The sequence below is a fragment of the Flavobacterium sp. genome, from assembly GCF_036741995.1.
GTDB lineage: Bacteria > Bacteroidota > Bacteroidia > Flavobacteriales > Flavobacteriaceae > Flavobacterium.
In genome coordinates this window covers 1-22931 of record NZ_DAINRG010000039.1, presented here as the reverse complement: position 1 = coordinate 22931, position 22931 = coordinate 1, and the positions used below count along the sequence as shown (strand labels likewise).

Sequence of the window (22931 nt, the reverse complement as noted above, 5' to 3'; positions counted from 1 at the left end):
GACATGGTGAAATGGTGCCTATAGCTTCTTTGGTAAAAATGATCCCGATTAACGGTTCGGAAACGGCTTCGCGATACAATCTGTTTAATTCTATTGGAGTTAATGCCATTGCCAAACCTGGATTTAGTTCCGGTGCCGCCATTAAAGCTGTTCAGGAAGTAGCCGAAACCAAATTGCCAAAAGGCTACACCATCGAATTCTCGGGCTTGACCAATGAAGAAATCACCTCTTCAGGACAATCAGCCATGATATTCGGATTGAGTTTGTTGTTTGTGTTTTTCTTATTGGCTGCCCAATATGAAAGTTACATCCTCCCGATGGCAGTATTATTGTCAATACCAACGGGAATTTTCGGAGTCTTTGCCGCTATTGGTTTAACCGGAATTGAAAACAATATCTATGTGCAGGTTGCCTTAATCATGCTTATCGGATTGCTGGCCAAAAATGCCATCCTGATTGTGGAATATGCCGTGCAAAGAAGAAAAGCAGGTAAATCATTGTTGGCTTCAGCTTTAGAAGCGGCCAAATTACGTTTGCGACCAATCATCATGACCTCCTTTGCTTTTGTTGTGGGGCTTACGCCAATGATGCGCGCCACAGGACCGTCAGCTTTGGGGAACCATTCGATTAGTATTGGAGCCGCCGGCGGAATGATTTCGGGAGTGCTGTTAGGCATCTTTATCATTCCGGTGCTTTTCATCGTGTTCCAATTTTTACAGGAAAAAGTAACCGGGAAACCGTTGGCTGTTTTGAATAACGAAAAAAGAGCCGAAGTATAATTTTAAATAAAATCAGAGTATGATACACTATATAAAAACGAGTTTGGTGATGTTAGCGATACTAACAGGCTTCACCACTATGGCTCAGGAAAAAACAAAGGCTGAGGTACCGGGAAATTACAGAAATGATACGACCTCCGACACCACCAACATAGCCGATATCAAATGGAAATCGTTCTTTGAAGAAGCTGATTTGGTTAGTTTAATCGATGTGGCTTTGGCCAAAAATAACGATTTGCAGATTGCGGATAAAAACCTGGCTATTGCCAACTTGCGTTTCAAACAAACGAAATGGGGAAATGTGCCTCAGGTCAATGCATTTGCTAACGCTACTAGCACCCGACTTTCAGAAAACAGTCTGAACGGAATCAACATTGCCCAATCATTGAATCAAAACCATGTAGAAGATTATTCCGCCGGATTGAATCTTTCCTGGGAAGCCGACATTTGGGGCAAAATCAGAAACCAGAAAAGAGCGGCTCAAGCGGTATATATGCAAACAGCTGAAGCTAGAAAAGCATTGCAAACGACCATTGTGGCTACAGTTTCCAAAGGCTTTTATGATTTACTAATGCTGGATGCGCAGTTGGATATTGCTAAGAAAACCTTAGCCTTAAACGACAGCACATTGTTCGTTGTCAATTTAGAATATGAAGCAGGGCAAGTGACTTTGTTAGCCAAACAACAAACCGAAGCGCAACGTCTTATTGCTGCGCAATTGATACCGGAACTGGAAAAGAATATTCAGCTTCAGGAAAATGCATTGAGTGTGCTATCAGGAACGTTTCCGGAAGCTAAGGAAAGAGCCAGCAAACTGGAAGCCATTGTGGTAAAAGAGAATCTTTCGCCCGGAATTCCATCGCAATTACTCAGCAAACGCCCCGATGTGAAAAGCGCAGAATTAGCAGTAAAAGCGGCCAATGCCAAAGTGGGTATTACCAGAGCCAGCTTGTATCCATCGCTCACTATTACGGCAGCCAGTGGTGTGAATTCGTTTGAACTGAACAATTGGTTCAACATTCCGGCTTCCTTATTTGGTTCGGTTGCCGGTGGTCTTACGGCGCCTTTGTTAAACAGTAAAAAACTGCGAACCCAATATAATATCGCTAAAGTTGAACAGGAACAAGCAGTATTGCAATTTAAACAAACGGTTTTGGTGGCGGTCAGCGAAGTTTCGAATGCCTTGGCCAAAATTGACAAACAAGCGCAAGAATATACTATTGCCAATCAACGAGTGGAAACGCTTCAAAAAGCTGTCGACAACGCCAATTTACTTTTCAAAAGCGGCATGGCTACTTATTTGGAAGTCATCATTAGCCAAGGCAATCTGTTGCAGGCCGAATTGGAATTAGTCACTTTGAAAAAAGAACGATTGGCATCCAATGTGGAATTGTATCGTGCGCTAGGCGGAGGATGGGAATAATCTAAACTATAAATCAAACTACTATAAAAATGAAAACGATATCTTTTTTTGACACTATGAAATGTGTCGCCAATCATGAAATGGATGGTGCAAAAAACTATAAAACCGAAATCCAAAAGGAAGAAATTCAAAAAGAAACGGGAAACCAAAAGACAGATTTCAAATTAGATTTCCAATTGTTTAACATAGACGAGGTGTTTGCCAATTGATATTTTAACCAATAACATTAAAAATAAACGACCAATGATTGCCTTGCTGTTGTACCCGATTTCACTGATTCCGTTAAGAATATTATATTTCTTTTCCGATGGATGTGCTTACTTACTCTATAATGTTTTCAAGTACCGCCGTAAAGTGGTTCAGGAAAATGTTGCCAAATCATTTCCTCATCTGGAGGCTAAGGAGCGGACTGCTATTGAGAAAAAATTCTATACCAATTTTTGCGATCACTTTATCGAAACCATAAAATTGCTATCGATGACCGAAAAAGAATTGCAAACTCACATAACAGCAGATTATACTGAGCTTGAAAAAATACTGGCCAATCATCAAAATTGCCATGTGTATTTAGGACATCAATTCAATTGGGAATGGGCCAATGCGCATATTGCTTCGGTACTGAAAAGTACCAATATAGTGGTGGCTTATAAACCGTTGACCAGTAAACCGTTCAACGATTTGATGTTTAAAATAAGAAGCCGGTTTGGTTCCAAAATGGTCTCTTCCAAAAATATGAAAAGAGAAATGGAAGCCTTTGCGGATAAGCAACATGTTTTGATATTGGTAGCGGATCAAAATCCGAATGTGCCTAAAAAAAGCTTCTGGACTTCCTTTTTATCGCAGCGAACAGCCTTTATTAGCGGAACAGAATTATACACGGCAGCTCATAAGACACCCACTCTTTTTGCCGAAATGATACACGAGGGAAGAGGACAGTACAAGTTCGTAGTAACACCGGTTTTTGATTTTACAAGCCAATATAAAACAGGAATCATTACCACCATTTTTACTGAGAAATTGGAAAAAACCATCAAAAGCAATCCGGAAAACTATCTCTGGAGTCACAAACGATGGAAGCATGCTTATAAAAACGAATACAGCAAACGATTTTTTGACAAAGCAATGCTATTGCAATAAAACAAAGCGCATCATCCAAAAAGAGAGTGTACCGCGGGTTAGGTAGCGGAGGAGAGTGATGGATGAGAATTGGTTATTGTTGGAGTCCCGAGGTGATGCTCGGGACTTTTTTTAATTAAAATAACGCGACCTGCGATTAGAGTTTGTAGGCTAGCTGTTCAATAAGGGTATCAATTTTTTTTTCAAATTCCTGCACCTTGGCACTAAATGATATACTGATTAGGATACCCAATAGTAGTACTATTTTCTTCATAGGATTATTTTAGTGGTGGTTTGTTTTCAATTATGGGTAAGAGTCGAGAGTCTTCCAATGCTGCAGTTCGATGTCCAATGCCTTTCATATAATCTTGGTTGGATTCAAAGGCCAGAAAACTATCAACACTGTTCTGTCGAATTAACAAAACAGCATCCCAATGTTCATTGGCAGGACCTATCAAAAAAGCGCCGCCTTCCCCCATAAATAAAATTTCTCCGCCTGATTTTGTCAAGAAAGGTAAAGTATGGTCAATGTATAAATCGTAGGCTTGTTTGCCGCTTATTGGTTCGTTCGGCATCAGCTCCGGAGTAGCGGAATAGTCAGCTATGTCACGAAAACGAATCATATTGAGCATAACAACACTGCCTTGAATTTGCTTCATGACAAAGTCTCGCCCTGCTTCTTGTGTCGGCATTAGATATTTTTTGTTCATAGAGTACGTTTTTTTAAGAATAAAGAGTAGGTCAGCATTAGGATACAAAATACAAACATAGCCTTTATTGAACCAACATTACTGTTTATAGCCTGTTCCGATATAAAAGCAAAAACTACATCAAAAGTAAAACCGGCAAAAGCCCATTCTTTCAGCCGTTTTGCATTAGGTACTACCAAGACAATGGCACCACAAATTTTTGAAATACCAAGCGTTAGTATAAAATAGGGAGGATACCCCATTAGCAGCGTTTTGGGATAAGTGGATGGGTTTTTCGTGATTTCCATAAAACCACTTATGGCAAAGAAGAGGGCTAATAGGATTAAAAGCGTCCAATATAAATAAGTAGTTTTTTTGTTTTTTGCTTCCATGATTTTTAGGGATTAAATTTCTGCAAACCTACCACCCTAAAATTGGAATAAAATTGATAAATGATAAGAAATTAAATTTGCTTTTTTATCCGACTCAGAGATTCCTGGGTTATGCCCAAATAAGCCGCTATTATCTTATTAGGCAATTGTTGAACGATGACAGGATTCTTTTTCATCAGAGTTTCAAACCGGAATTTAGCATCCATGGTTAAAAAACTCTCCACTCGGGAAGCATAGTTTATGCAAAGCATTTCAAGCGCTTTTTGATAAGCATTCCTGAAATTGACGCTTTTGTCATTTAAAAGGTCAAAGTTTTTTTTACTCATAATTAGTATCTCCGAATTGCATAAAGCCTCAATGCTTTCATTGGTCGGTTGTTGACTCAGAAAACTGGGGATTGCCCAGCAAAAAGACTTTTCCATGGCCAGGCATCGGATAAATTCTGTACCATTATCGGTAATATAAGTAGTCCCTAAACAGCCCTTATTGACAAAATAAAAATTAGAAACTTCGCCTAAAGCCAAAACAGTTTCCCCCTTTTTTACCGTTTTCACCTTAATGATTTTGGTCATTAACTCTAATTCCCTAGGCTCAAATGAGCCAATAGACTGCATATAGTCAAGGAAATCTTGAACCGTGTCTCGCGGGGATGATTTTGTTTTGGGCATAGGCAAAGTTAACTAAAAGCAGTCTCGGTATCCCTAAAAACAGTCTCGAATAGAATAACCTAGGGATTAGGGCAATGAAGATGATTTTTTTGATTTTGATTTCCCCATGGCACCTTGGGGGATGATTGAAACGAATTCGTAAAAACGCAGGTCATTACCATTGCCAATAATGACCTACGAATACTATCGCGTTGGCGATTAAGGAGTGATTACATGTCCGGTTACTTTGCCAAATACACTTTTGCGAAACATAAATTCCAATTGACGCATAGTGGTTGGAATTTCTCCCGGAAAGTAAGGAAAGTAGTGTGGAGAATCTTCGATAACAGTAGGGCTTACGGCATTAATACGAATGCCATTTTCCAGTTCGATAGCCGCAGCACGAACAAATCCTTCCACAGCACCGTTGGCCGCTGAGGCATTGGCAAAGTTTACTTGTGGCTCATGGGTTAAAGCACCAGTGATTAAAGTAAAGGATCCTTTTGGATTAATATAATGCTGACCAATCAGGACTAAGTTGATTTGGCCCATCATTTTGCCTTCTACCCCTTTTCGGAAGGTTGCGTCATTCAATTTATTCCACGGGCCTACAAAGGTTGGCCCTGCAGTTGAGATTAAGGCGTCAAATGGTCCCACTTGTTTAAACATATTCTCTATCGATTCCGTAGCAGTAATATCGGTTGGAATGTCTCCGCCGTTGGAAGCGATTTTAATGATTTCGTGTTCTTTTTCCAAAACATTTACTAAGTGCGTTCCCATGGTGCCTGTAGCACCGACAATAATGATTTTCATGTTGTTCTGATTTAAAATTTGTATTGATTTTTTGATGATTAAAACTGTTCTAAGATCAATTTTTTACTGGCTGCTATACCTGCTGTGGTTCCCATGGCAATAGCATTGGCAACAGTCCTTATGCGGGAAGCATTGTCGCCACAGGCATAAATGCCTGCCAGGGTTGTTTCCTGAAAAGGAGTAACCTTGAGGTGGCCTTCTTCGGTTAACTCGCAGCCCAGGGTTTCCGGAAGGGAGCAATGTTGTGTAAACGGGCGAGGCGCATACAGCACTTTCAGCGATAACTCTGAGCCGTCATTGAAAACTATGGCGTTGAGGTAACCATCCCGATGCTCCAAGCTTGCTATTTCTTTTTCGATTAGGGTAATCTGGTGCTTTGCCAGTTGTTTTGTTTGCTCGACTGTTAAAGTTGATTTGCCATTGGTGAACAACGTTAAATTCCCGGTCCAGTTGGAAATAAGCTGGATGAATTCATAACCGCTGTCGCCGTTGCCCAATATGCCTGTGGGCTGCTGTCTCACTTCATAGCCGTGGCAATAAGGACAGTGAATAATGGATTTGCCCCAGCAAGCTGAAAACCCGTCAATGTTAGGCATGTTATCGGTAATACCGGTGGCGAAAATTAGTTTCGTACCTTGATACCTCTCTCCGGAAGCCAGTTGAATTTCAAAACCATTCCCAGTCTTTTCCCCTGAAGTGACTAAACCGTTTAAGAAAGTTATGGTATCATACTGTTGCACTTGTTGTTTGCCAAGTGCGGCAATCGCTGAAGGCGTTTGACCATCCTGCGTAAGGAAGTTATGCGAATAAGGTGTTGCGGCATTGCAGGGTTTTCCGCTGTCAATCAGCAATACTTTTTTGAGGGCTCTGCCCAATGCCATAGCGGCTGCCAATCCTGAATAGCTTCCGCCAATGATGATTACGTCAAATAGTTGTTTTTTTGTCATTTTGTTATTTTCTTTAAAAGGAAATGGTAAAACAAAGGCCAGTAAAGCCAATCCACTTTGTGTGATGAACTCCCGTCTGGAAGAGGGCAGTACGGTTTCCTTACCAATTTTCATAAAGGTTTATTTTGCATTCTTTTTTGCTGAAAGCTGACGCAGCATAAAATCGACCAAAGGCAGTCCGATAAAAACGATTAAAGGAACCAGTCCTATGGTTAAGAGTAATGTTCTTTGGTACAATGGAAATAGTGCTAAAGGTTTGCCAAAAAGGTACAGGAAAGCAGTAATTGACGGATAAATAACGACCCAGATTTTTAAGGAAGTTAACAGTTTCATTTTTGTTTTCATACGGATTACTTTTAGAATTAATGGATGAGACAAAAGTAATTCGCGCCTTAGGTTGCCGGTTAGGACAAAAATGAAGTTGAATAGGACTTATTTGGAGTTCTGCCGAAAGCTTTCAGGAGTTTGCCCTGTATGTTTTTTAAAAAACCGAATAAAGTACGAAACATCATCATAACCCAAATGATAAGCTATTTGACTAACCTGATTTGAAGTGGCCAACAACTGTCGCTTGGCCTCTAAAATAAGGTAGTCGGTTATGATTTCGGAAGGCTTTTTATCAAGTAAAGCTTTGGTAATAGCGTTGAGTTGGTAGGAAGAAAGATGTAACAAATCGGCATAGTGTGCCACTTGTTTGTATTGAATAGCATTTGTTTCCACCAGGCTTAAAAACGCCTCCAGTTTTTCCTGAGCATAGGAATTGTTTTGCGAAGCGGGCGTTGTGATGCTTTGCCGTTGTCTGAGAAGTTCGATGAGAAAAATGCTAAGATTGGCTTTTAGTATTTCTTGGTAACCTTTGGCTTTGGTAGCATATTCTTTTAAAGCTTCCGCCAAAATAGAGTCTATCTTTTTAAATCCTTCCGGCTCAAGACTGTAAAAATTGTGCTGGCATACTTTGTTCAAATGATTTTGAGAAGCACTGTTGTGAACATACAGAAAATCAGTTTTAAACTGAAGCAAATAACCGGTACTTCCTGCTTTCAAGGCAAGCTGATGCACTTGCCCCGGGCGCATTATGAAAATAGAATAATTCTCTATGGTATAGGTGGTAAAGTCTATTTCATGAGTGCCGGCTCCTTTTGGCAAGACCAAAATATAATAAAAATCATGACGGTGCAGTTCCTGTACCATGTCTTTTCCCTGCAGCAGTTCTTCAACAGCTCTTATGCTAAAGCTGCCCGACAAATTGGGTTCCTTTTGGATTTCGCTACTATGTCTTATCGGAATGTTTTCCATGGTATTTTGGTGCTCAGAATTCTTTCAAAGATACTCAAGTTTTAGGGCAGGAGAGATGTGAAAAAAGATAAAGTTATGGCACAATAGTCATTCCATTAATAATTCAAACTAGCTCCAATACCAAACCCCATATCACTGTCGTAATGGGTTCTGACACTCAAATTTCTTTTGATAATATATCTTGCATCCAACATATACTCTTTATCGGTATTAATCATAAAACCCATTCTGAGGCGTTTGGATATAGGAATGTCTTCCCGCATTAGCTGCAGACGCAGTTGGCCATCCATGAAAAATTCAGATTGAAATATGACCAACATTGGTAAAGTATAATTTACCCCAACAGTAAGCACAGCTCTTTCATCTTTTGTGTTGGATTGCCCAAAGAGGTTTTCTTCTTCCTCATCAATCCCCATCTTTCGATACCTCCAATCAAATCCTACGAAAGGCATCAGCCATTGCATTTTCCCAATATACCTGCCGATATGCGTTTCGGTTTCATACCCATGCATGTCACTATATCCTAATCGCCATTCTGTACCGATACTCCAACGGGTATTGGCGACCATAAAAGCCCCGTCATTGCCGTTATTGGCAAAATCATTTTCCACCATGATATGAAATTCTCTGTCATCGGCAAAAAGTTTGCGTTGTGCTAATTTGGGATTCGGAATTAACGGATTGGCGGCTTGGTTTTCATAGGTAAAAACCCTTCCCATTCCGGCCATCATGTGGTATAAGATATGACAATGAAAAAACCAATCACCTTCCACATTGGCATTGAATTCAATAGTATCGGTCTCCATGGGCATAATGTCTACTATGTTTTTAAGCGGTGCATAATCGCCTTGACCATTGAGTACTCTAAAATCGTGTCCGTGCAAGTGCATAGGGTGTCGCATCATCGAACCATTGTAAAGGGTAATTCGAACATTCTCTCCTTTCCTGATTAAGATTTTGTCGGTTTCAGAAACTACTTTGTTGTTCAAACTCCAAACATAACGGTTCATGTTTCCCGACAGTTCAAATTTTAATTCTTTTACCGGTGCGTCTTTGGGAAGATTGGTTTTAGTAGGTGATTTTAACATGGCGTAATTTAACGTAACTATGTCGGATAACTTGTTGCTGTCATAATCGCTTTCCGTCATTTTCATGGTGTCAGTAGCCTCTTTTGGCTTCGTATTTCCTGTAATTTCGGGATACATGACCACATTCATATCCATTTGGTTTAATGACATTTGCATACCCATATCATCCAAATCTCCATTCATTTTCATCATGCCATTCATCATTTTCATGCCTTCAAAGTATTTCAGTTTTGGTAGAGGAGTAGCTAATTGCTTAATTCCACCGCCAATATATAATGAGGTAGACTTTGTTCGGTCTTCGGGAGTGGCTAAAAGTTCATATCCTGTATTATCGGCCGGAACGGTCACAATGATATCATAGGTTTCGGAAACCGCTACAATTAATCGATCCACTTCTACCGGTACTACATCGTTCCCATCATTGGCCACCACCGTAATTTTTCCACCGGCATAGGTCAACCAAAAATAAGTCGAAGCGCCACCATTGGAAATCCTTAAACGGACTTTATCACCTCCTTTAAATTGGGATAACTGACTCTCGTTTTTACCGTTGATTAAAAATCGATCATAATACACATCGCTCACATCCATAGCATTCATGCGTTTCCATTCATTGGCCACTTTGGTTTTGAAATAGCCTTGTTTGATGGCTTCCGCATAACTTTGAGTGGTTCCTTTTTTAATGGCAAACCAATCGGTGGCATTGTGGAGCATTCGGTGTACGTTTTCCGGTTTGATATCGGTCCATTCACTCAGGATAATAGGAACGGTAGGTAAATCATCAATACCTTTTCTAAAGGTGGGGTCGTCTGTTTTTTTATTCATAATAAACGAACCATACATTCCGATTTGTTCTTGTAATTCGGTATGACTGTGGTACCAATGGGTTCCGTGTTGGATAATAGGGAAGGTATATTTATGCGTAGTGTGTGGTTTGATGGGCATTTGCGTCAAGTTAGGAACGCCATCTTCTTTGTTAGGTAAAAATAAGCCGTGCCAGTGCATCGAAGTCTCTTCCTCTAACTCATTGTGTACATAAATTTCGGCTATATCTCCTTCCGTGAAGGTAAGGGTTGGCATCGGAATTTGACCGTTTACAGCGATAGCTCTTTTCTCTTTACCCGAAAAATTGACAATAGTATCCCGAACGTACAAATCGTAACGAACTATTTTTTGAGCCGTAGCCACTAACACAAAAGGGAGCAGTATAGCCGTAAAGAGAATCTTCTTCATAGATTAATTTATTTAGGAGTTATGGTTGCGTTTACGGAGCCACAGCTAAGCATGGCTTTTCCATAATAGGGATTCGCTACTTCATTGGTTGAACTTATCCAGTTAGCTTCTTTCATGGGGCAATAAACCACATAGAGTTTGTCTTCCCATAGATTGTTGTCTTTGGATAGCGCAATAAGACTATTGGATAGTTTACTGAATTGAGTTCTGTAGCCTTCCAAAGAATTGGATTGTAACGAAGCATTTATAGCCGCTTGCATTCCTTGTACTTGTTTAGAAGTTCCCTTCGAAACTTTAGCTTTAGTCAAAGGAGCCATCGCTTTGGAAAGTTCGGTTAGTTTAACGGCAGCTGTTTTGCTGTCGCTGGCTACCAATGCTTTTTCCAGTTCAAAGTATTTTTGGACTACTGGTTTCCATGGATTGGTTTGTGACTTTATCAATTGCGTGCTTAGCAGCATAGTCAGTAAAATAATTATAGTTTTCATCTTAAAATAATTTTTAGTTAATGGCTTCAATTTGAAACCCTGCCTTTTGTACTTGCTCCAGTAAGGCTGCTGTATCAATGTTTTCTGCAGGTACCGTTAATATTTTTTGCTTATCCCGGATATTTACCTCCCATTGGTTTTCGCCTACCACTTCGTTTAATATCGGAGTAGCTTTGGTTATACATCCTAGGCAATTGATGTTGGTTTTAAACTGTTTCGTTTTCATTATTGATGATTTTAAAATTATAATTTAAAGCTCGTTTTGTTAAAAAAAACGGTGTGCTTTTTTGATTTTTTTACTTGAGAAGTCAATTTAGTAATGATAGTAAAGTCCAAAGCGAATACTTCCGTTGGGGGAGTACTTTCAATAATGCTGTTGTCCTCCAAAATGACCTCTTCTATTGTTCTTCCATTAGTTGATGAGGTGTTACTTTCGATTTTACTTTCAATGATTTGGTTGTCTTCGGCAATTACTTCTTCTATTGTTTTTTCAGCATTAATGGTCATTGTTAAAAAAGCAACGGATAACTCCATATCAGATTCTAAATCTGGTTTTTTCAATGTAGTAGAATTGGATGCTGACCCTAATTCCATAGCAGCGGAATCACTTTCTTTGTTGGCCAAACTATTGGCAAAAGAAGCATTGCTGTAAAGGGCTACTAAAAGTACTAAATAAATAAATGTTGATTTCATGATTGATTATTTTTTTAAATTATGATGAGGCAAAGTTCTTAGGTTTTCCACTAAAAAATATTGCGCTATTTTGGTTGTGATTTGTAACTTTTACAGTTTACTTTTTTAATTTCAACCAAAGACTGTTGCTTACTACACTAACAGAACTCAATGCCATAGCGGCACCGGCGATCATTGGATTTAACAGAAACCCATTAAACGGATACAGTATACCGGCTGCGATTGGAATGCCAATGATATTATAAATGAAAGCCCAAAAGAGGTTTTGGTGTAGTGTAGCTACCGTTTGTTGGGATATCAAAATGGCTTGAGGTACTTTGGTCAAATCGGAATTGATAATAGTCATGTGTGCAACATCCATAGCAATATCGGAACCTTTCCCCATGGCAATACTTACATTGGCCTGGGCTAAAGCAGCACTGTCGTTAATTCCGTCACCTACCATGGCTACCAGCTTCCCTTTTTCCTGCCAGGCTTTAACCACCTTGAGTTTATCTTCCGGCAGCGCACCCGATTGATAATGGGTAATGCCAACGGCAGCTGCCACAGCTTTGGCAGTCGCTTCAGTATCGCCGGTTAGCATCATGGTTTCAATTCCCATAGCGTGTAATTGGGCAATAGCAGCTACCGATGTAGTTTTGATTTTATCGGCTACAGCCAATACAGCCAGCACTTGCTTTGCATCAGAAAAAAAGAGTAGGGTATGGGCTTGGGAAGCGTGTTGCCGGGTAAAGTTTTCTATAGCTTCACTATAAGTGATGTTATTGGTTTCCATTAATTTTTGGTTTCCAATAAAATAGGTGGCTCCATGTACTTTAGCACGAACCCCAAAACCGGTAAGTTCCTGAAATTCGGTAACCGTCTGCATGGTAGCTTTGGAATAATTCATCACGACAGCGTGAGCCAACGGGTGCTGTGATTGCGATTCAATACTAAACAAAACTTCTTGCAAGACTGGGGCATCGTTTTCCCAATATTGGTCAATCAATGATGGTTTGCCTTCGGTAATGGTTCCTGTTTTATCAAAAATAACCACATTGGTTTTTTGGGCTAATTCCAAACTTTCGGCATCTTTGATTAGGATGCCTTGTTCGGCACCTTTGCCAACACCTACCATAATAGCCGTTGGTGTGGCTAATCCAAGGGCACACGGACAAGCAATAACCAAGACGGTCACCATCGCTAATAATCCTTGTGTAAATCCGTTTTCGCCACCCAATAGCATCCAGGTTATAAGAGTGAGTACTGCAATACCTATTACGATGGGTACAAATATCCCGGCTATTTTATCTACCAGTTTCTGAACCGGAGCTTTACTTCCTTGGGCATTTTGCACCATGGTTATGATTTGGGCTAACAAGGTATCGCTGCCTATTTTTTCGGCACTATACTGCAAGGCTCCTTTTTGGTTAATGGTACCGGCAAATACCGTTTCGCCCTGATGTTTAACTACCGGAACCGGTTCTCCCGAAATCATGCTTTCATCTACATAGGAATTGCCTTCGGCTACCTTACCATCAACGGCAATTTTTTCGCCGGGTTTGGCCAGTAGTAAATCTCCAACTAGTACCTCTGCAATTGGGATTTCACTTTGACTTTTATCCTCAGCAATCCGAATAACGGTTTTAGGTTGTAATCCTATAAGTTTCTGGATGGCTGCTGCTGTATTGCCTTTGGCTTTTTCTTCTAACACTTTTCCTAAAAGAATAAAAGTAATCACTACGGCTGCGGCTTCAAAATACACATGTCCATGCAATCCTCTGGCATGCCAAAAATGGGGGTTAAGCGTATTAAAGACACTAAAGAGATAGGCAATACCGGTGCTCAAAGCCACGAGCGTATCCATATTAGCCGAACGATGTTTGGTTTGTTTCCAGGCATTGGTAAAGAAACTACTGCCGTAATACCCTAAAACAGGAGTGGTTAAAACCCACATAATATAATTGGCATAAGGAATGTCCATAAAAAACATCCCGATGACTAAAACCGGAATACTTAACAAAGCCGCTCCCAGGGTTCGTTTTTTTAAGTGTTGGTAGTGATTGTCTTTCTGGGTGGCTACTTCTTGTTGGATATCGATGGTATCATCAATGAGTATATCATACCCAATGCTTTGAATGGCTCTTTTGAAGTTTTCGGGTGTTGCAATAGTGGGAAGGTATTCTACAGTAGCCGTTCCATTAGCATAATTGACCGCCGCCTTGATTACCCCAGGCTCATAAGATAAAATACTCTCTACACTAACGGCACAAGAAGCACAGGTCATTCCGGTAATGGGGAAGTTTTTTTTGATAGTGGTTACCCCGTATCCTAAATCCTGTATAGTGGTCACTAAGTTGGGATACTTAAATTGGGATTCATCTACTTCAAGTTTAGCCAAGCTGTTGTTTAGTTCTACATGGTGTTGGGCAACACCATCTAAATGGCTAATGGCTTTATCTATTAGCAAGGCACAATGTTCGCTGTGCACTTGCTCTAATCCGATAGAAATAGTTTTCATAATTTTTATAATTTGATAAGGCAAAGTTCTATCAAAATACAAATCCGGATATTACACTATTACAAGGTGAAAATTGTAACTTTTACAGTTGGTCCAGAGGCTTTCTTTTTTCGTCTCTGATTTTTTTAAAATGCGAAGGAGTTAATCCGGTGACTTTTTTAAACTGATTGCTCAAGTAAGCTACGCTGCTATATCCTAATTGATCTGCTATTTGTTGTACGGACAATTCATCATAGACGATGAGTTCTTTCACTTTTTCAATTTTTTGGGCAATCACATATTTTTCAATTGTGGTGCCCTCTATTTCAGAAAAAACATTGCTAATGTAATTGTATTCAAAAGGAATTTCATGACTGAGAAACTCCGACATATTGTACTTCTGCAGCTCAGGATCGTGATGAATATAGGTAATAATAAGCCCCTTAATCTTTTCAATGAGTTGCTTTTTTTTATCATCCAGCAATTCAAAGCCAATAGCGTCGAGTTTGTCTGCCAATAAGGCAATGGTTTCCGGGGGCAAGGCTGAAGTAGTGACTTCCCCAAGCGTGACCTGATACTCCGGAATAGCTAGAGATGATAGTATAGATTCTACGGCCATCACACAACGCTGACAGACCATATTTTTGATATAGAGTTTCATAGTAAACAGTTTACAATCCTGATCCAAAATTAGAAATTAGCCGCTTTATTCTTTTTTCTCCGGAACAGGTTCGGTTAATTTCATGCCGCATTTAGAGCATTTATCATTCAATTTTCCTTGTACTTCTGGATGCATAGGACAGGCATACAGTTTGGCATCATGATCCATCATTTTAGTTTTATCCTTCGTCATGGTGCTGTCATGATCCATCATGGTACTGTCTTTTCCCATCATATGGGAATGATCTGTGGTTGTTTCTTTGTTTTTTTGGTTACAAGAAATCAATACGGAAGCCATTATTAAGGCCGGAAAGAGTATTTTTTTCATTGGATTTTATTTTTAAAATTGTTGTTTTCTTATTGACATAAATTGCAGTTTTCGGGCAAGCATTATTTGATGGTTTCTACTGTTTTGCCGCAAGTCAACATTTGGGAACCATAATAAGGGTTTTTTACTGCATTTTCTTTGCTTAACCAATTCGCATCCTGCATAGGGCAGTATTGATAATACACTGCTTCGGTAGGTTTGGCTACTTTTAGCAATTGATAAATATTTTTAGATAATGACTTGAATAAATTCCGCTGTTTTGTGATGTCTTTTGTTTCTGAAATGCCTTTAGCATCAGCCGTTATATCTTTCCAAACGCTCATCCAAACTTGGTGAACTTCCATTTTCAAAGCCTCCATTTTTACAGTAGTAAGGGCTGTAAGCAGTTCTTTTGATTGGCTCCCCGCTGTTTTACTGTCTGTTTTTACCAAGGCGTCTTTTACTGAAAAATAATCATCATAGACAGCTTGGAGCGGGTTGACTTCCTGCTGTTCTGAAGTTGACTCGGTTTTTGTCCTATCAGGAGCTGTTGTTTTGGGCACTGCTTTTACAGGAATTTTAGCATCACGAGTATAGCGACAACCGTCAGGAAGGTTGGAATAAGCACTGTCAGGAGCCAGAAATTTTTCATTGTCATAACCCGCTAAGGCAATCCGTTTTAGTATTTCATCCGGATTGGTTTTCTTTTGGTCATAAGTGAGCGTAGCCATGCCGGTGTCTTTATTCCAAGTTACTTTGGCTACATTTTTTAGATTTCCGGCCTTTTCTATGGCGACTTTACTCACCATACAATTCCCATATATTTTCACTGTTTGGGTAATGGCATTTTTGATTCTGGCACTAGCTATGGTTACCGTTAACAAAACCACTATGGCAATCACTATTTTTTTTACGGAATTCATCATTAAAACTAAAGTTAGTACTCTATTAGAAAAACGAGTTTTGAAAAGCTTAAAAGTAACGGAGAACCTATATTTCCTTATTCTTTAAAACAAAGTTAATTAAACTCTACCATAAGTATGGCAAAGTTTAATTACTTTATGATGATTGATGATTGAAACTTACGATAGCTTTTTCAACGGGAGCCGACCCATAATTAATTGTAATCCAACAACAGTTTTGTGATGTTTTCAAACTTAGGGCCGTATTGTTCTTTAATCCTTTGCAGACATTCATTGATGATATAGTTTTTGTCAACCAAAGGATATTTTATGATAGGTGTTCCTTTAAACGTTTCAGCCTCAGCTTTTGAAAGGTTCTCGGGCATCAGGACGTGAATTTCATCCCATTCTACATCTTTCAAAGTAGTGGTAGGGATTATTGTTAAACCGTATTTGGAGGTTACCGAAACACCATTAGTCATAACAGTTTCCAGGGCAGAAGGGAAGGTTCTGGCATAAGTGTCTAGTACAGCAGCTAAAGCAAGTTCATTAACGCCTTCTTGCAGGAGAACCCCAACTTTTCTGTTTTTCCTAAAGACTAATTTGTTGGCAATCGTAAACTTATGACCTGTTTCAACGGCAAAACTTTTATGTTCCACTTTAATGTCGGCATAAGGATACTGAACATCCTGCATTACTTTTTGCAGCGTTGCTTTTCCGAATAGTTCTTTTATAATAGTTAAACTTCCTTCCACTGCATTGGAAACCCCAGCCGTGCTGTATAAATTATCACTTTGAGTTACCGAAAGGTTTTGAACCCAATGCGGGTTTTTGAACAATGCTTTACTGTCCTCAAACATTGAGGCATGTGTGGTAATGGGTTTACCATCATATAATCCGGTGGCTGATGCTACTAAGGAACCGGCACAAACGGAAAGGATTTTGGTATCGGTACTGTTCTTTTCTTGAATCCATCGGATGACAGGCGATTTTGGGTCTTGGAAAACACTTACCATAGCCGGAATTACAATAACATCGGGTTTGATGTGTAATGTCTCTAACTCGGCAAAGGTGGCATTCGGATAAATAAACAAGCCTTTAAGTAATACGATTGGGTTTTTCTTTTCAGCGACTACATACACATTGGCTTGTTCCGTGGCGTTGAATAGATAGTAAGGTGCCATCAAATCGAAAATTTCAGTACCGGCATTGTTGGCGACTATGACCACCGTTTTTTTGGATTTGTCATAGGTTAAGGGCTTTTGGTTTTGAGTAACGACACCTTCATACACCGGAACTCTTTTGAATTCGCGATACGGCTGGCAACTCGTATATAACACTACAGACAAAATTAATGTTGGAATGATTACCCAGAATTTCTTTTTATTTCTCATTTTCATTTCTTTGTTTTTTGTGGAAACCACGATTAAATTATTGTTTTGAACACTACAAATTTATAGCAGTCATTTTGTTTGCTACTGCCAACAAAGCGTCAAAAAAGGACAGTTAAGTATTTGATTTATTGTTTGTTGAAAAGGCAATAGAAGACAAGGTCTCAGTGTTGAGGCCTGTCCTTTGTATGTTAAAAGGAAGGAGATAGAATTCCCGTTCGGTTAGATGCTTTTTTGAGTTTTTAAAATCCGTTGCAACTGTCGAGCCGATTTGAAACCACATTGGGAAGCTATATACTCAATAGTGTATTCGGGATTATTGACCAAGGTTTTGGCAAACTCTATTCTTAAAAGCGTTAGGTATTCAATGATAGTGGTTCCTGTTTTTTCTTTAAAAACTCGACTTAGGTTTCTCGGACTCATAGCGACAAGATCGGCTAATTCTTCTACACTATTAGCTGCAGATAAATTGTTAATCATATAATCCTGTACTTCGTGTATTTTAGGATTGATGTGATTTCTATAATCCAGATAAATGCTTTTTTGGGTATGATTGTCGTTTCTTCGATAATATACTACTAAGCCTCTGGCTACTTTATGAGTAAAGAAAGCGCCTTTTAGTTCTTCGAGTATGAACAAGGCTAAATCAATACCCGAACTGATTCCGGCACTGGTGTAAATGTTATTGCTCTTTTTGAAAAGCACATCGGTTAGCACTTTTGCTTTCGGAAACTTGGCTTTTAATTCATCTATTCTTCTCCAATGCGTGGTACATTCCGTATCATTCAGCAAACCGGCTTCCGCCAAAGCAAAAGCACCATTGCATACCGAACAAACCAATACTTTCTGGGTTGACATTTCTTTTAACCATCTGAAAAAATCTTTTTCTGCCCTAAAGGCAATAGAATCTACATAGTCAAAACTCATTCCAGGCATAAAGATATAATCGCCTTCTTTTAAATTGGCTTCGGTATAATGAGCTACATTACCAAAGGCTAAGCCTGAATTACTGATAGTTTCAGAAGTATAGGCGTAAAACTCAAGGGCAATGTCAAACCCATAAAATTTAGCTTCAGTAAACACCTGAAGAGGACCCGCCAAATCTAAAATTTCAACAGTGGGCGGAATGATAAAAGCTATTTTTTTCATATAAATGGTTCAAATTATACTGCAAAAGTAATGGTTCTCTTGAAGCACTACCGGACAGTTTAGCGTCAGAAACTGACAAGTGAATAAGGATTTTTTGGGGCAAAACAGTTTTATTTCTACTTCTGTCTGTGCTAGTTACAGTGTATTAAATTTATAAAATAAACCCGGATATCAGTCAAGAATTTCACAATAGTATCCCAGTTGTTGCATATAGTGCTGGATGTATTGGTTCTTGGAGGAATTGGTTCCGGCTATTCGGAGGATTTTGTCACAGTCTTCCAAATCAAAATTTATTTTAGCGTTGACTAATTTCTTTTCCAGACTGTCCACTATTTGCAGGGCATCCATCTGAAATTGCACATTGGTTTTAAATATCGCTATCATCGTTTTACTATTTAAGTTGTAAGCTGATTTATTCGTTTTTGTTTAATCACCTTTAAAACAAGGTAGATACCTACTGTAAAGTCAAGAGAAGAACAAAACCAATCATAATGAGGAGGAATTAAGGCAGCATCAAACCAAAAGGTATAAACGATGTCCCACAGACCATGTAAAAAATAACCGGCTGCCAGGATATAGGGATTTTTGACCAGTCCATAGTAGGCAATTAGTACAAAAACAATGGCTTGAATCGCTGTAACAATTACCGTTGTTGTATCAGTCCAGGTATAACCAACATACAGAAAGCCAATGCCTGAGAGCGTGAGCGCATAGATAGCGTCTTTTTTAAATTGTTTTAAAAATTCAAATACTAGTATTTGCAATAGTGCAGTTGTAATTCCAATTACTATAGGTACCATTTTTTTATGTTTTAATGAATATTGATTTAGTTATTTAGTCGCGACGCGTTCAAAAATTTCAGTACGTCCAAAAAGCGGAATGCCGACATAGCCTCTTACCTTCAGTTGGTTTCCGTTCAAGTTCATGTTGCAGTTGTAGGTTTTGCCGCTTTCCGGATCATAGATTAAACCGTTGGTATATTCACCGTCAGTATATTTGAAGTTGGTCAGTAGTTCGATGCCGAGTACTTCTCTGCTTCGCAATGTTTTATTAGGATTTTTGCAGTCCATTCTAGGTGTGGCAACCCAAATGGATTTCCCATAGTAGTTGGTACCTTTTTTATAAATTTCAATTTTTGCGTCTTTTTTGGGTGACCAAAATACGCCCAAAATTTTGTCTCCCTCATGGGAACCTGTTTGTGCTACGGCATTGGTTAGTTGTAAAATAAAAGCAGCCAGTACTGCCAGTAAAGATAGTTTCATGTTGATTGTTTTTTGATTTAATATTCTTTTGTTGAGGCAAAGATAGGTTGACCTTTACGTCACCAAAACGACAACGGTGCGTCATATCAGGACAAACGAAAATACCAGTTGTAAATGAACTTTGTAATTGGTTACCAGTAGTTTAAATTTAGTAAAAAAGTTGCTTGTTATGGAAAAGACTATTTAATAATTCCTTCGAGTTTTTTGACTGTATTGGAATGATTATAAAAAAACCGCCTTGGTTTTTCAAGACGGTTTTTTTTAATAGTTAGTAGTATCCTTAAAAATGGCATAGGGCTTCATCACCTTTTGCATCAAATGCCAAACCCATATTGACAAAGTTTGCGATAATCTTTTTCAGTCTAAAAAAATCATAAGGTTTGTTGATAAAGGCATTAGCCCCTTCCGAAAATATCATAGTAGTATCGCGCAAGTGTGAATTAGAATCATAAACCACAAGGGAACAGTCCCTGAATTTTTCCGCCTCTTTAATTTTTCGGACTTCTATACTGCAATCCTGAGCACTATTATTGGTGTCAAGAAAAATAATATCCGGCCTTGCCGCTTGTGATAAATCGAGATTAGTAACGGCTTTATCCAAACAATAGTAATCATCAATATGACAAAACCGATCCAATTTTGATATTGCGTTTTTGAATACGATTCGCGTTTCAATATTTTCACCTATCAGAAGCACATTTAATTTATTCTTATTTTCCATCATAGCAGTCTTTGTTTAAGCAAATCTATGGTGCTCTTACAGTTAAAAAAATGATGTTGGTCAACAATGCTGTTTTTTAGAATGATATCAAATTCTTACTTTCTGTCATTTTTTGATTAAATAAATTTAATTGCCTATTTTTGGTATCCAATCAAAAATGAGCGCCCTTACCAATGAAAAATTCTGAATTATTACAGGCGATTGTACAAAATGCCATTGACGGAATCATTACCATTGATGCCAAAGGATTGATTGAACATGTAAACCCATCGGCTTGCCAACTTTTTGGATACCAACCCGAAGAAATGCTGGGGAGAAACATTTCAATGCTCATGCCGCCACCGGATAGCTTACAACACGATCAGTACCTGCATCGCTATGATGTTACCCACAAGCCAAGAATAATTGGGATAGGAAGAGAAGTAACGGGTCTTAGGAAGGATGGCTCCAAATTTCCAATGAAACTGGGGGTTAGCGAAGTGAGTTATACGGAAAATATTTTTTATGTTGGTTTTATCCATGACCTTACTCAGCAGAAAGATGATACCGAAAGGCTAAAAGAGTATGCATTACATTTAGAAGAACTGGTCGAAATGCGAACGCAGTCCCTCAATGATACCATTCAGGAATTGGAAACGGCCCAAGAGCAAATCAGTATTTCCCTTGAAAATGAAAAGGAACTCAATCGGCTGAAAAGCAGATTCCTTTCGATGGCTTCGCATGAGTTTCGTACTCCTTTAAGTGCGGTGCTTTTATCAGCATCACTAATTGATAAGTATGCCGAACCCTTTAACAGTAATGACATCAATAAACATGTAGCGAAAATAAAGAGTTCTGTAGCCGGACTGACTTTCATACTCAATAATTTCCTGCAGCTCGAAAAACTTGAAAGCGGTAAAATAGCGGCCACGATTGCGGCCTTTGATCTTAAAGAACTTGCTGAAGAAATTACCGAAGAAATGCAATTGTTAGTCAAAGGTTCCCAAATTATTACCTACCAACATAACGGTGTAGAAACTGAGGTTAGTCTCGATAAAAATTTGCTAAAAAATTCCATTGTCAACTTGATTACCAATGCTGTAAAATATTCGGGAGAAAAAGCCAAGATTGAGTTCACTACAGAAATCAACGCCAATACAATCTCAATAATGGTCAAAGACAATGGTATCGGTATCCCGAAGGAAGACCAGAAATATCTTTTCGATGCTTTTTTCAGAGCACACAATACAGGCAGTATACCGGGAACCGGACTCGGACTCAATATCGTAGCGCGTCACGTTTCGTTGATGGGAGGAAAAATAACATTCAACAGTAACGTAAACAAAGGAACTTTATTCACACTTTTATTTGATAAAATATGACCAAAGTAGTAATCATTGAAGACAACAACGATATTAGAGAAAATGTTGTTGAAATCCTGAGACTATCAGGATATGAAGTTTTTGAGGCAGACAATGGGAAAAAAGGAGCTGAACTGGCTTTGGAAATTCAGCCGGATATAGTGCTGTGTGACATCATGATGCCCGGAATGGATGGATATGGTGTGTTTGAAATACTCCATTCTGAGGAAGCAACTAAAACTATTCCTTTCATTTTTATCACGGCCAAATCAGAAAGAATCGATATTCGAAAAGGAATGGAAATGGGGGCTGACGATTACCTTACCAAACCGTTTGACGATACTGAACTCATCAGTGCCATTGAAACAAGGCTCAAAAAAAAACAAATACAGCAGGAATTCTACAGTAAATCATTTGAAAAGATTAAAGAACTCATTTCAAAAAAAGATGGACTGGGAGTGCTCAAAGAAGCTTTGGAGGAACGCAAAGTGATGATAGTCAAGAAAAAACAGACGATATATGATGAGGGTGACCGTGTTAATGGTATATGGCTGTTGCTTTCCGGCAAAGTCAAAACGACAAAACTGACAGAAGACGGGCGTGAGTTACTTACGGGTATTTTTGAGGCCGATGATTTTTTGGCAACCAACGCCTTGTTTTCGGAAGGAGTTTATCTTGACAGCGCGGTTACACTCGAAGAAACACATTTGGTGTTGTTTCCTAAGTTGCAATTTGAAGAATTCATTAGCCTCTATCCTGATGTAGCCGAAAAATTCATCAGAATCTTATCCAGCCAGGTTCGGGAAAAGGAGGAACACTTGATGAGACTGGCTTATAATTCGGTGCGAAAAAGAGTGGCAGAAGCTTTATTAAAGTTTTACCGCCAACAAGAAAACAAGGATAATACCGTAGCGGTGAGTCGCAATAATTTGGCTGCAATGACCGGTACAGCTCAGGAAACCGTGAGCCGAACGCTGAGTGATTTTTGCGACGAAGGACTAATTGAAAAGCGAGGTACCGTGATAATTATTCTTAATGAACAGAAACTCGAAAACCTAAAAAATTAGAGTTATATTTTTTTGACCAAAAGCAGTCTGCTTTCCATTTCCGTTACCCCGG

27 protein-coding genes are annotated in these 22931 nt (G+C 39.0%); 6 read left to right on the top strand and 21 right to left on the bottom strand.

Annotation, left to right across the window (positions count from 1 at the left end; translation table 11 throughout):
* The 4 genes from V7D82_RS10510 to V7D82_RS10495 form a co-directional block, all read left to right on the top strand.
* The coding region (locus V7D82_RS10510; RefSeq protein WP_333600938.1) for an efflux RND transporter permease subunit at positions 1–779 on the top strand (779 nt) is incomplete at its 5' end.
* 19 nt (positions 780–798) lie between these two features.
* Positions 799–2202, top strand: a complete 1404-nt coding sequence (locus V7D82_RS10505; RefSeq protein WP_333600937.1) for an efflux transporter outer membrane subunit — start codon at positions 799–801, stop codon at positions 2200–2202.
* Positions 2203–2231: 29 nt separating this feature from the next.
* Positions 2232–2411, top strand: coding sequence for a hypothetical protein (locus V7D82_RS10500; RefSeq protein WP_333600936.1), 180 nt, complete (start codon positions 2232–2234; stop codon positions 2409–2411).
* A 34-nt stretch (positions 2412–2445) separates the two neighbouring features.
* Positions 2446–3339, top strand: a complete 894-nt coding sequence (locus V7D82_RS10495; RefSeq protein ID WP_333600935.1) for a lysophospholipid acyltransferase family protein — start codon at positions 2446–2448, stop codon at positions 3337–3339.
* A 257-nt stretch (positions 3340–3596) separates the two neighbouring features.
* Here V7D82_RS10495 and V7D82_RS10490 read toward each other — a convergent pair whose 3' ends face one another.
* The 21 genes from V7D82_RS10490 to V7D82_RS10390 all read right to left on the bottom strand — a co-directional run bounded on the left by V7D82_RS10490 (position 3597) and on the right by V7D82_RS10390 (position 20475).
* Positions 3597–4028 (bottom strand): DUF1330 domain-containing protein, encoded by a 432-nt coding sequence (locus V7D82_RS10490; protein WP_333600934.1) that lies wholly within the window; start codon positions 4026–4028, stop codon positions 3597–3599.
* Positions 4025–4399 (bottom strand): DoxX family protein, encoded by a 375-nt coding sequence (locus V7D82_RS10485; protein WP_333600933.1) that lies wholly within the window; start codon positions 4397–4399, stop codon positions 4025–4027. The genes V7D82_RS10490 and V7D82_RS10485 overlap by 4 nt, the downstream gene beginning before the upstream one ends.
* Positions 4400–4470: 71 nt before the next feature.
* Positions 4471–5067, bottom strand: coding sequence for a Crp/Fnr family transcriptional regulator (locus tag V7D82_RS10480; RefSeq protein WP_333600932.1), 597 nt, complete (start codon positions 5065–5067; stop codon positions 4471–4473).
* 198 nt (positions 5068–5265) lie between these two features.
* Positions 5266–5859, bottom strand: a complete 594-nt coding sequence (locus tag V7D82_RS10475) for a short chain dehydrogenase (RefSeq protein WP_333600931.1) — start codon at positions 5857–5859, stop codon at positions 5266–5268.
* A gap of 38 nt (positions 5860–5897) precedes the next feature.
* Positions 5898–6920 carry an NAD(P)/FAD-dependent oxidoreductase gene (locus tag V7D82_RS10470; protein ID WP_333600930.1) on the bottom strand — a complete coding sequence of 341 codons (1023 nt, stop codon included), beginning with the start codon at positions 6918–6920 and terminating at the stop codon, positions 5898–5900.
* Positions 6921–6926: 6 nt separating this feature from the next.
* The gene (locus V7D82_RS10465; RefSeq protein WP_333600929.1) at positions 6927–7151 is read right to left on the bottom strand and encodes a hypothetical protein; all 225 of its coding nucleotides are present in this window, start codon (positions 7149–7151) and stop codon (positions 6927–6929) included.
* Positions 7152–7238: 87 nt separating this feature from the next.
* A complete protein-coding gene (locus V7D82_RS10460) occupies positions 7239–8102 on the bottom strand; it encodes an AraC family transcriptional regulator (RefSeq protein ID WP_333600928.1) in 864 nt (287 codons plus the stop codon).
* A gap of 95 nt (positions 8103–8197) precedes the next feature.
* Positions 8198–10423 carry a multicopper oxidase family protein gene (locus tag V7D82_RS10455; protein WP_333600927.1) on the bottom strand — a complete coding sequence of 742 codons (2226 nt, stop codon included), beginning with the start codon at positions 10421–10423 and terminating at the stop codon, positions 8198–8200.
* Positions 10424–10431: 8 nt separating this feature from the next.
* Positions 10432–10908: a DUF3347 domain-containing protein gene (locus V7D82_RS10450; RefSeq protein ID WP_333600926.1), complete on the bottom strand. Its 477-nt coding sequence runs from the start codon at positions 10906–10908 to the stop codon at positions 10432–10434.
* A gap of 13 nt (positions 10909–10921) precedes the next feature.
* Positions 10922–11134 carry a heavy-metal-associated domain-containing protein gene (locus tag V7D82_RS10445; protein WP_333600925.1) on the bottom strand — a complete coding sequence of 71 codons (213 nt, stop codon included), beginning with the start codon at positions 11132–11134 and terminating at the stop codon, positions 10922–10924.
* Between the two features lie 17 nt (positions 11135–11151).
* A complete protein-coding gene (locus V7D82_RS10440; RefSeq protein WP_333600924.1) occupies positions 11152–11601 on the bottom strand; it encodes a hypothetical protein in 450 nt (149 codons plus the stop codon).
* Between the two features lie 97 nt (positions 11602–11698).
* The gene (locus tag V7D82_RS10435) at positions 11699–14101 is read right to left on the bottom strand and encodes a heavy metal translocating P-type ATPase (RefSeq protein ID WP_333600923.1); all 2403 of its coding nucleotides are present in this window, start codon (positions 14099–14101) and stop codon (positions 11699–11701) included.
* Between the two features lie 82 nt (positions 14102–14183).
* Positions 14184–14741, bottom strand: a complete 558-nt coding sequence (locus V7D82_RS10430) for a helix-turn-helix domain-containing protein (RefSeq protein WP_333600922.1) — start codon at positions 14739–14741, stop codon at positions 14184–14186.
* A gap of 45 nt (positions 14742–14786) precedes the next feature.
* The gene (locus V7D82_RS10425) at positions 14787–15068 is read right to left on the bottom strand and encodes a heavy metal-binding domain-containing protein (protein WP_333600921.1); all 282 of its coding nucleotides are present in this window, start codon (positions 15066–15068) and stop codon (positions 14787–14789) included.
* A 62-nt stretch (positions 15069–15130) separates the two neighbouring features.
* Complete coding sequence (locus V7D82_RS10420; protein WP_333600939.1) at positions 15131–15970, bottom strand: DUF3347 domain-containing protein; 840 nt, start codon at positions 15968–15970, stop codon at positions 15131–15133.
* 194 nt (positions 15971–16164) lie between these two features.
* Complete coding sequence (locus tag V7D82_RS10415; protein WP_333600920.1) at positions 16165–17343, bottom strand: DJ-1/PfpI family protein; 1179 nt, start codon at positions 17341–17343, stop codon at positions 16165–16167.
* A 219-nt stretch (positions 17344–17562) separates the two neighbouring features.
* Positions 17563–18489, bottom strand: a complete 927-nt coding sequence (locus V7D82_RS10410; RefSeq protein WP_333600919.1) for a GlxA family transcriptional regulator — start codon at positions 18487–18489, stop codon at positions 17563–17565.
* Positions 18490–18660: 171 nt separating this feature from the next.
* Complete coding sequence (locus tag V7D82_RS10405) at positions 18661–18873, bottom strand: hypothetical protein (RefSeq protein WP_333600918.1); 213 nt, start codon at positions 18871–18873, stop codon at positions 18661–18663.
* Between the two features lie 11 nt (positions 18874–18884).
* Positions 18885–19289 carry a DUF6010 family protein gene (locus V7D82_RS10400; protein ID WP_333600917.1) on the bottom strand — a complete coding sequence of 135 codons (405 nt, stop codon included), beginning with the start codon at positions 19287–19289 and terminating at the stop codon, positions 18885–18887.
* Positions 19290–19319: 30 nt separating this feature from the next.
* Entirely contained in the window at positions 19320–19751 is a 432-nt protein-coding gene (locus V7D82_RS10395) for a DUF2147 domain-containing protein (RefSeq protein ID WP_333600916.1), read from the bottom strand.
* Between the two features lie 280 nt (positions 19752–20031).
* Complete coding sequence (locus V7D82_RS10390) at positions 20032–20475, bottom strand: hypothetical protein (RefSeq protein WP_333600915.1); 444 nt, start codon at positions 20473–20475, stop codon at positions 20032–20034.
* A gap of 170 nt (positions 20476–20645) precedes the next feature.
* Between V7D82_RS10390 and V7D82_RS10385 the strand changes: the two genes are divergently transcribed.
* Together V7D82_RS10385 and V7D82_RS10380 are read left to right on the top strand one after the other, a co-directional pair.
* On the top strand, positions 20646–21833 hold the full coding sequence (locus V7D82_RS10385) for a PAS domain-containing sensor histidine kinase (RefSeq protein ID WP_333600914.1): 1188 nt from the start codon (positions 20646–20648) through the stop codon (positions 21831–21833).
* Entirely contained in the window at positions 21830–22879 is a 1050-nt protein-coding gene (locus V7D82_RS10380; RefSeq protein WP_333600913.1) for a response regulator, read from the top strand. The genes V7D82_RS10385 and V7D82_RS10380 overlap by 4 nt, the downstream gene beginning before the upstream one ends.
* Positions 22880–22931 lie beyond the last annotated feature (52 nt).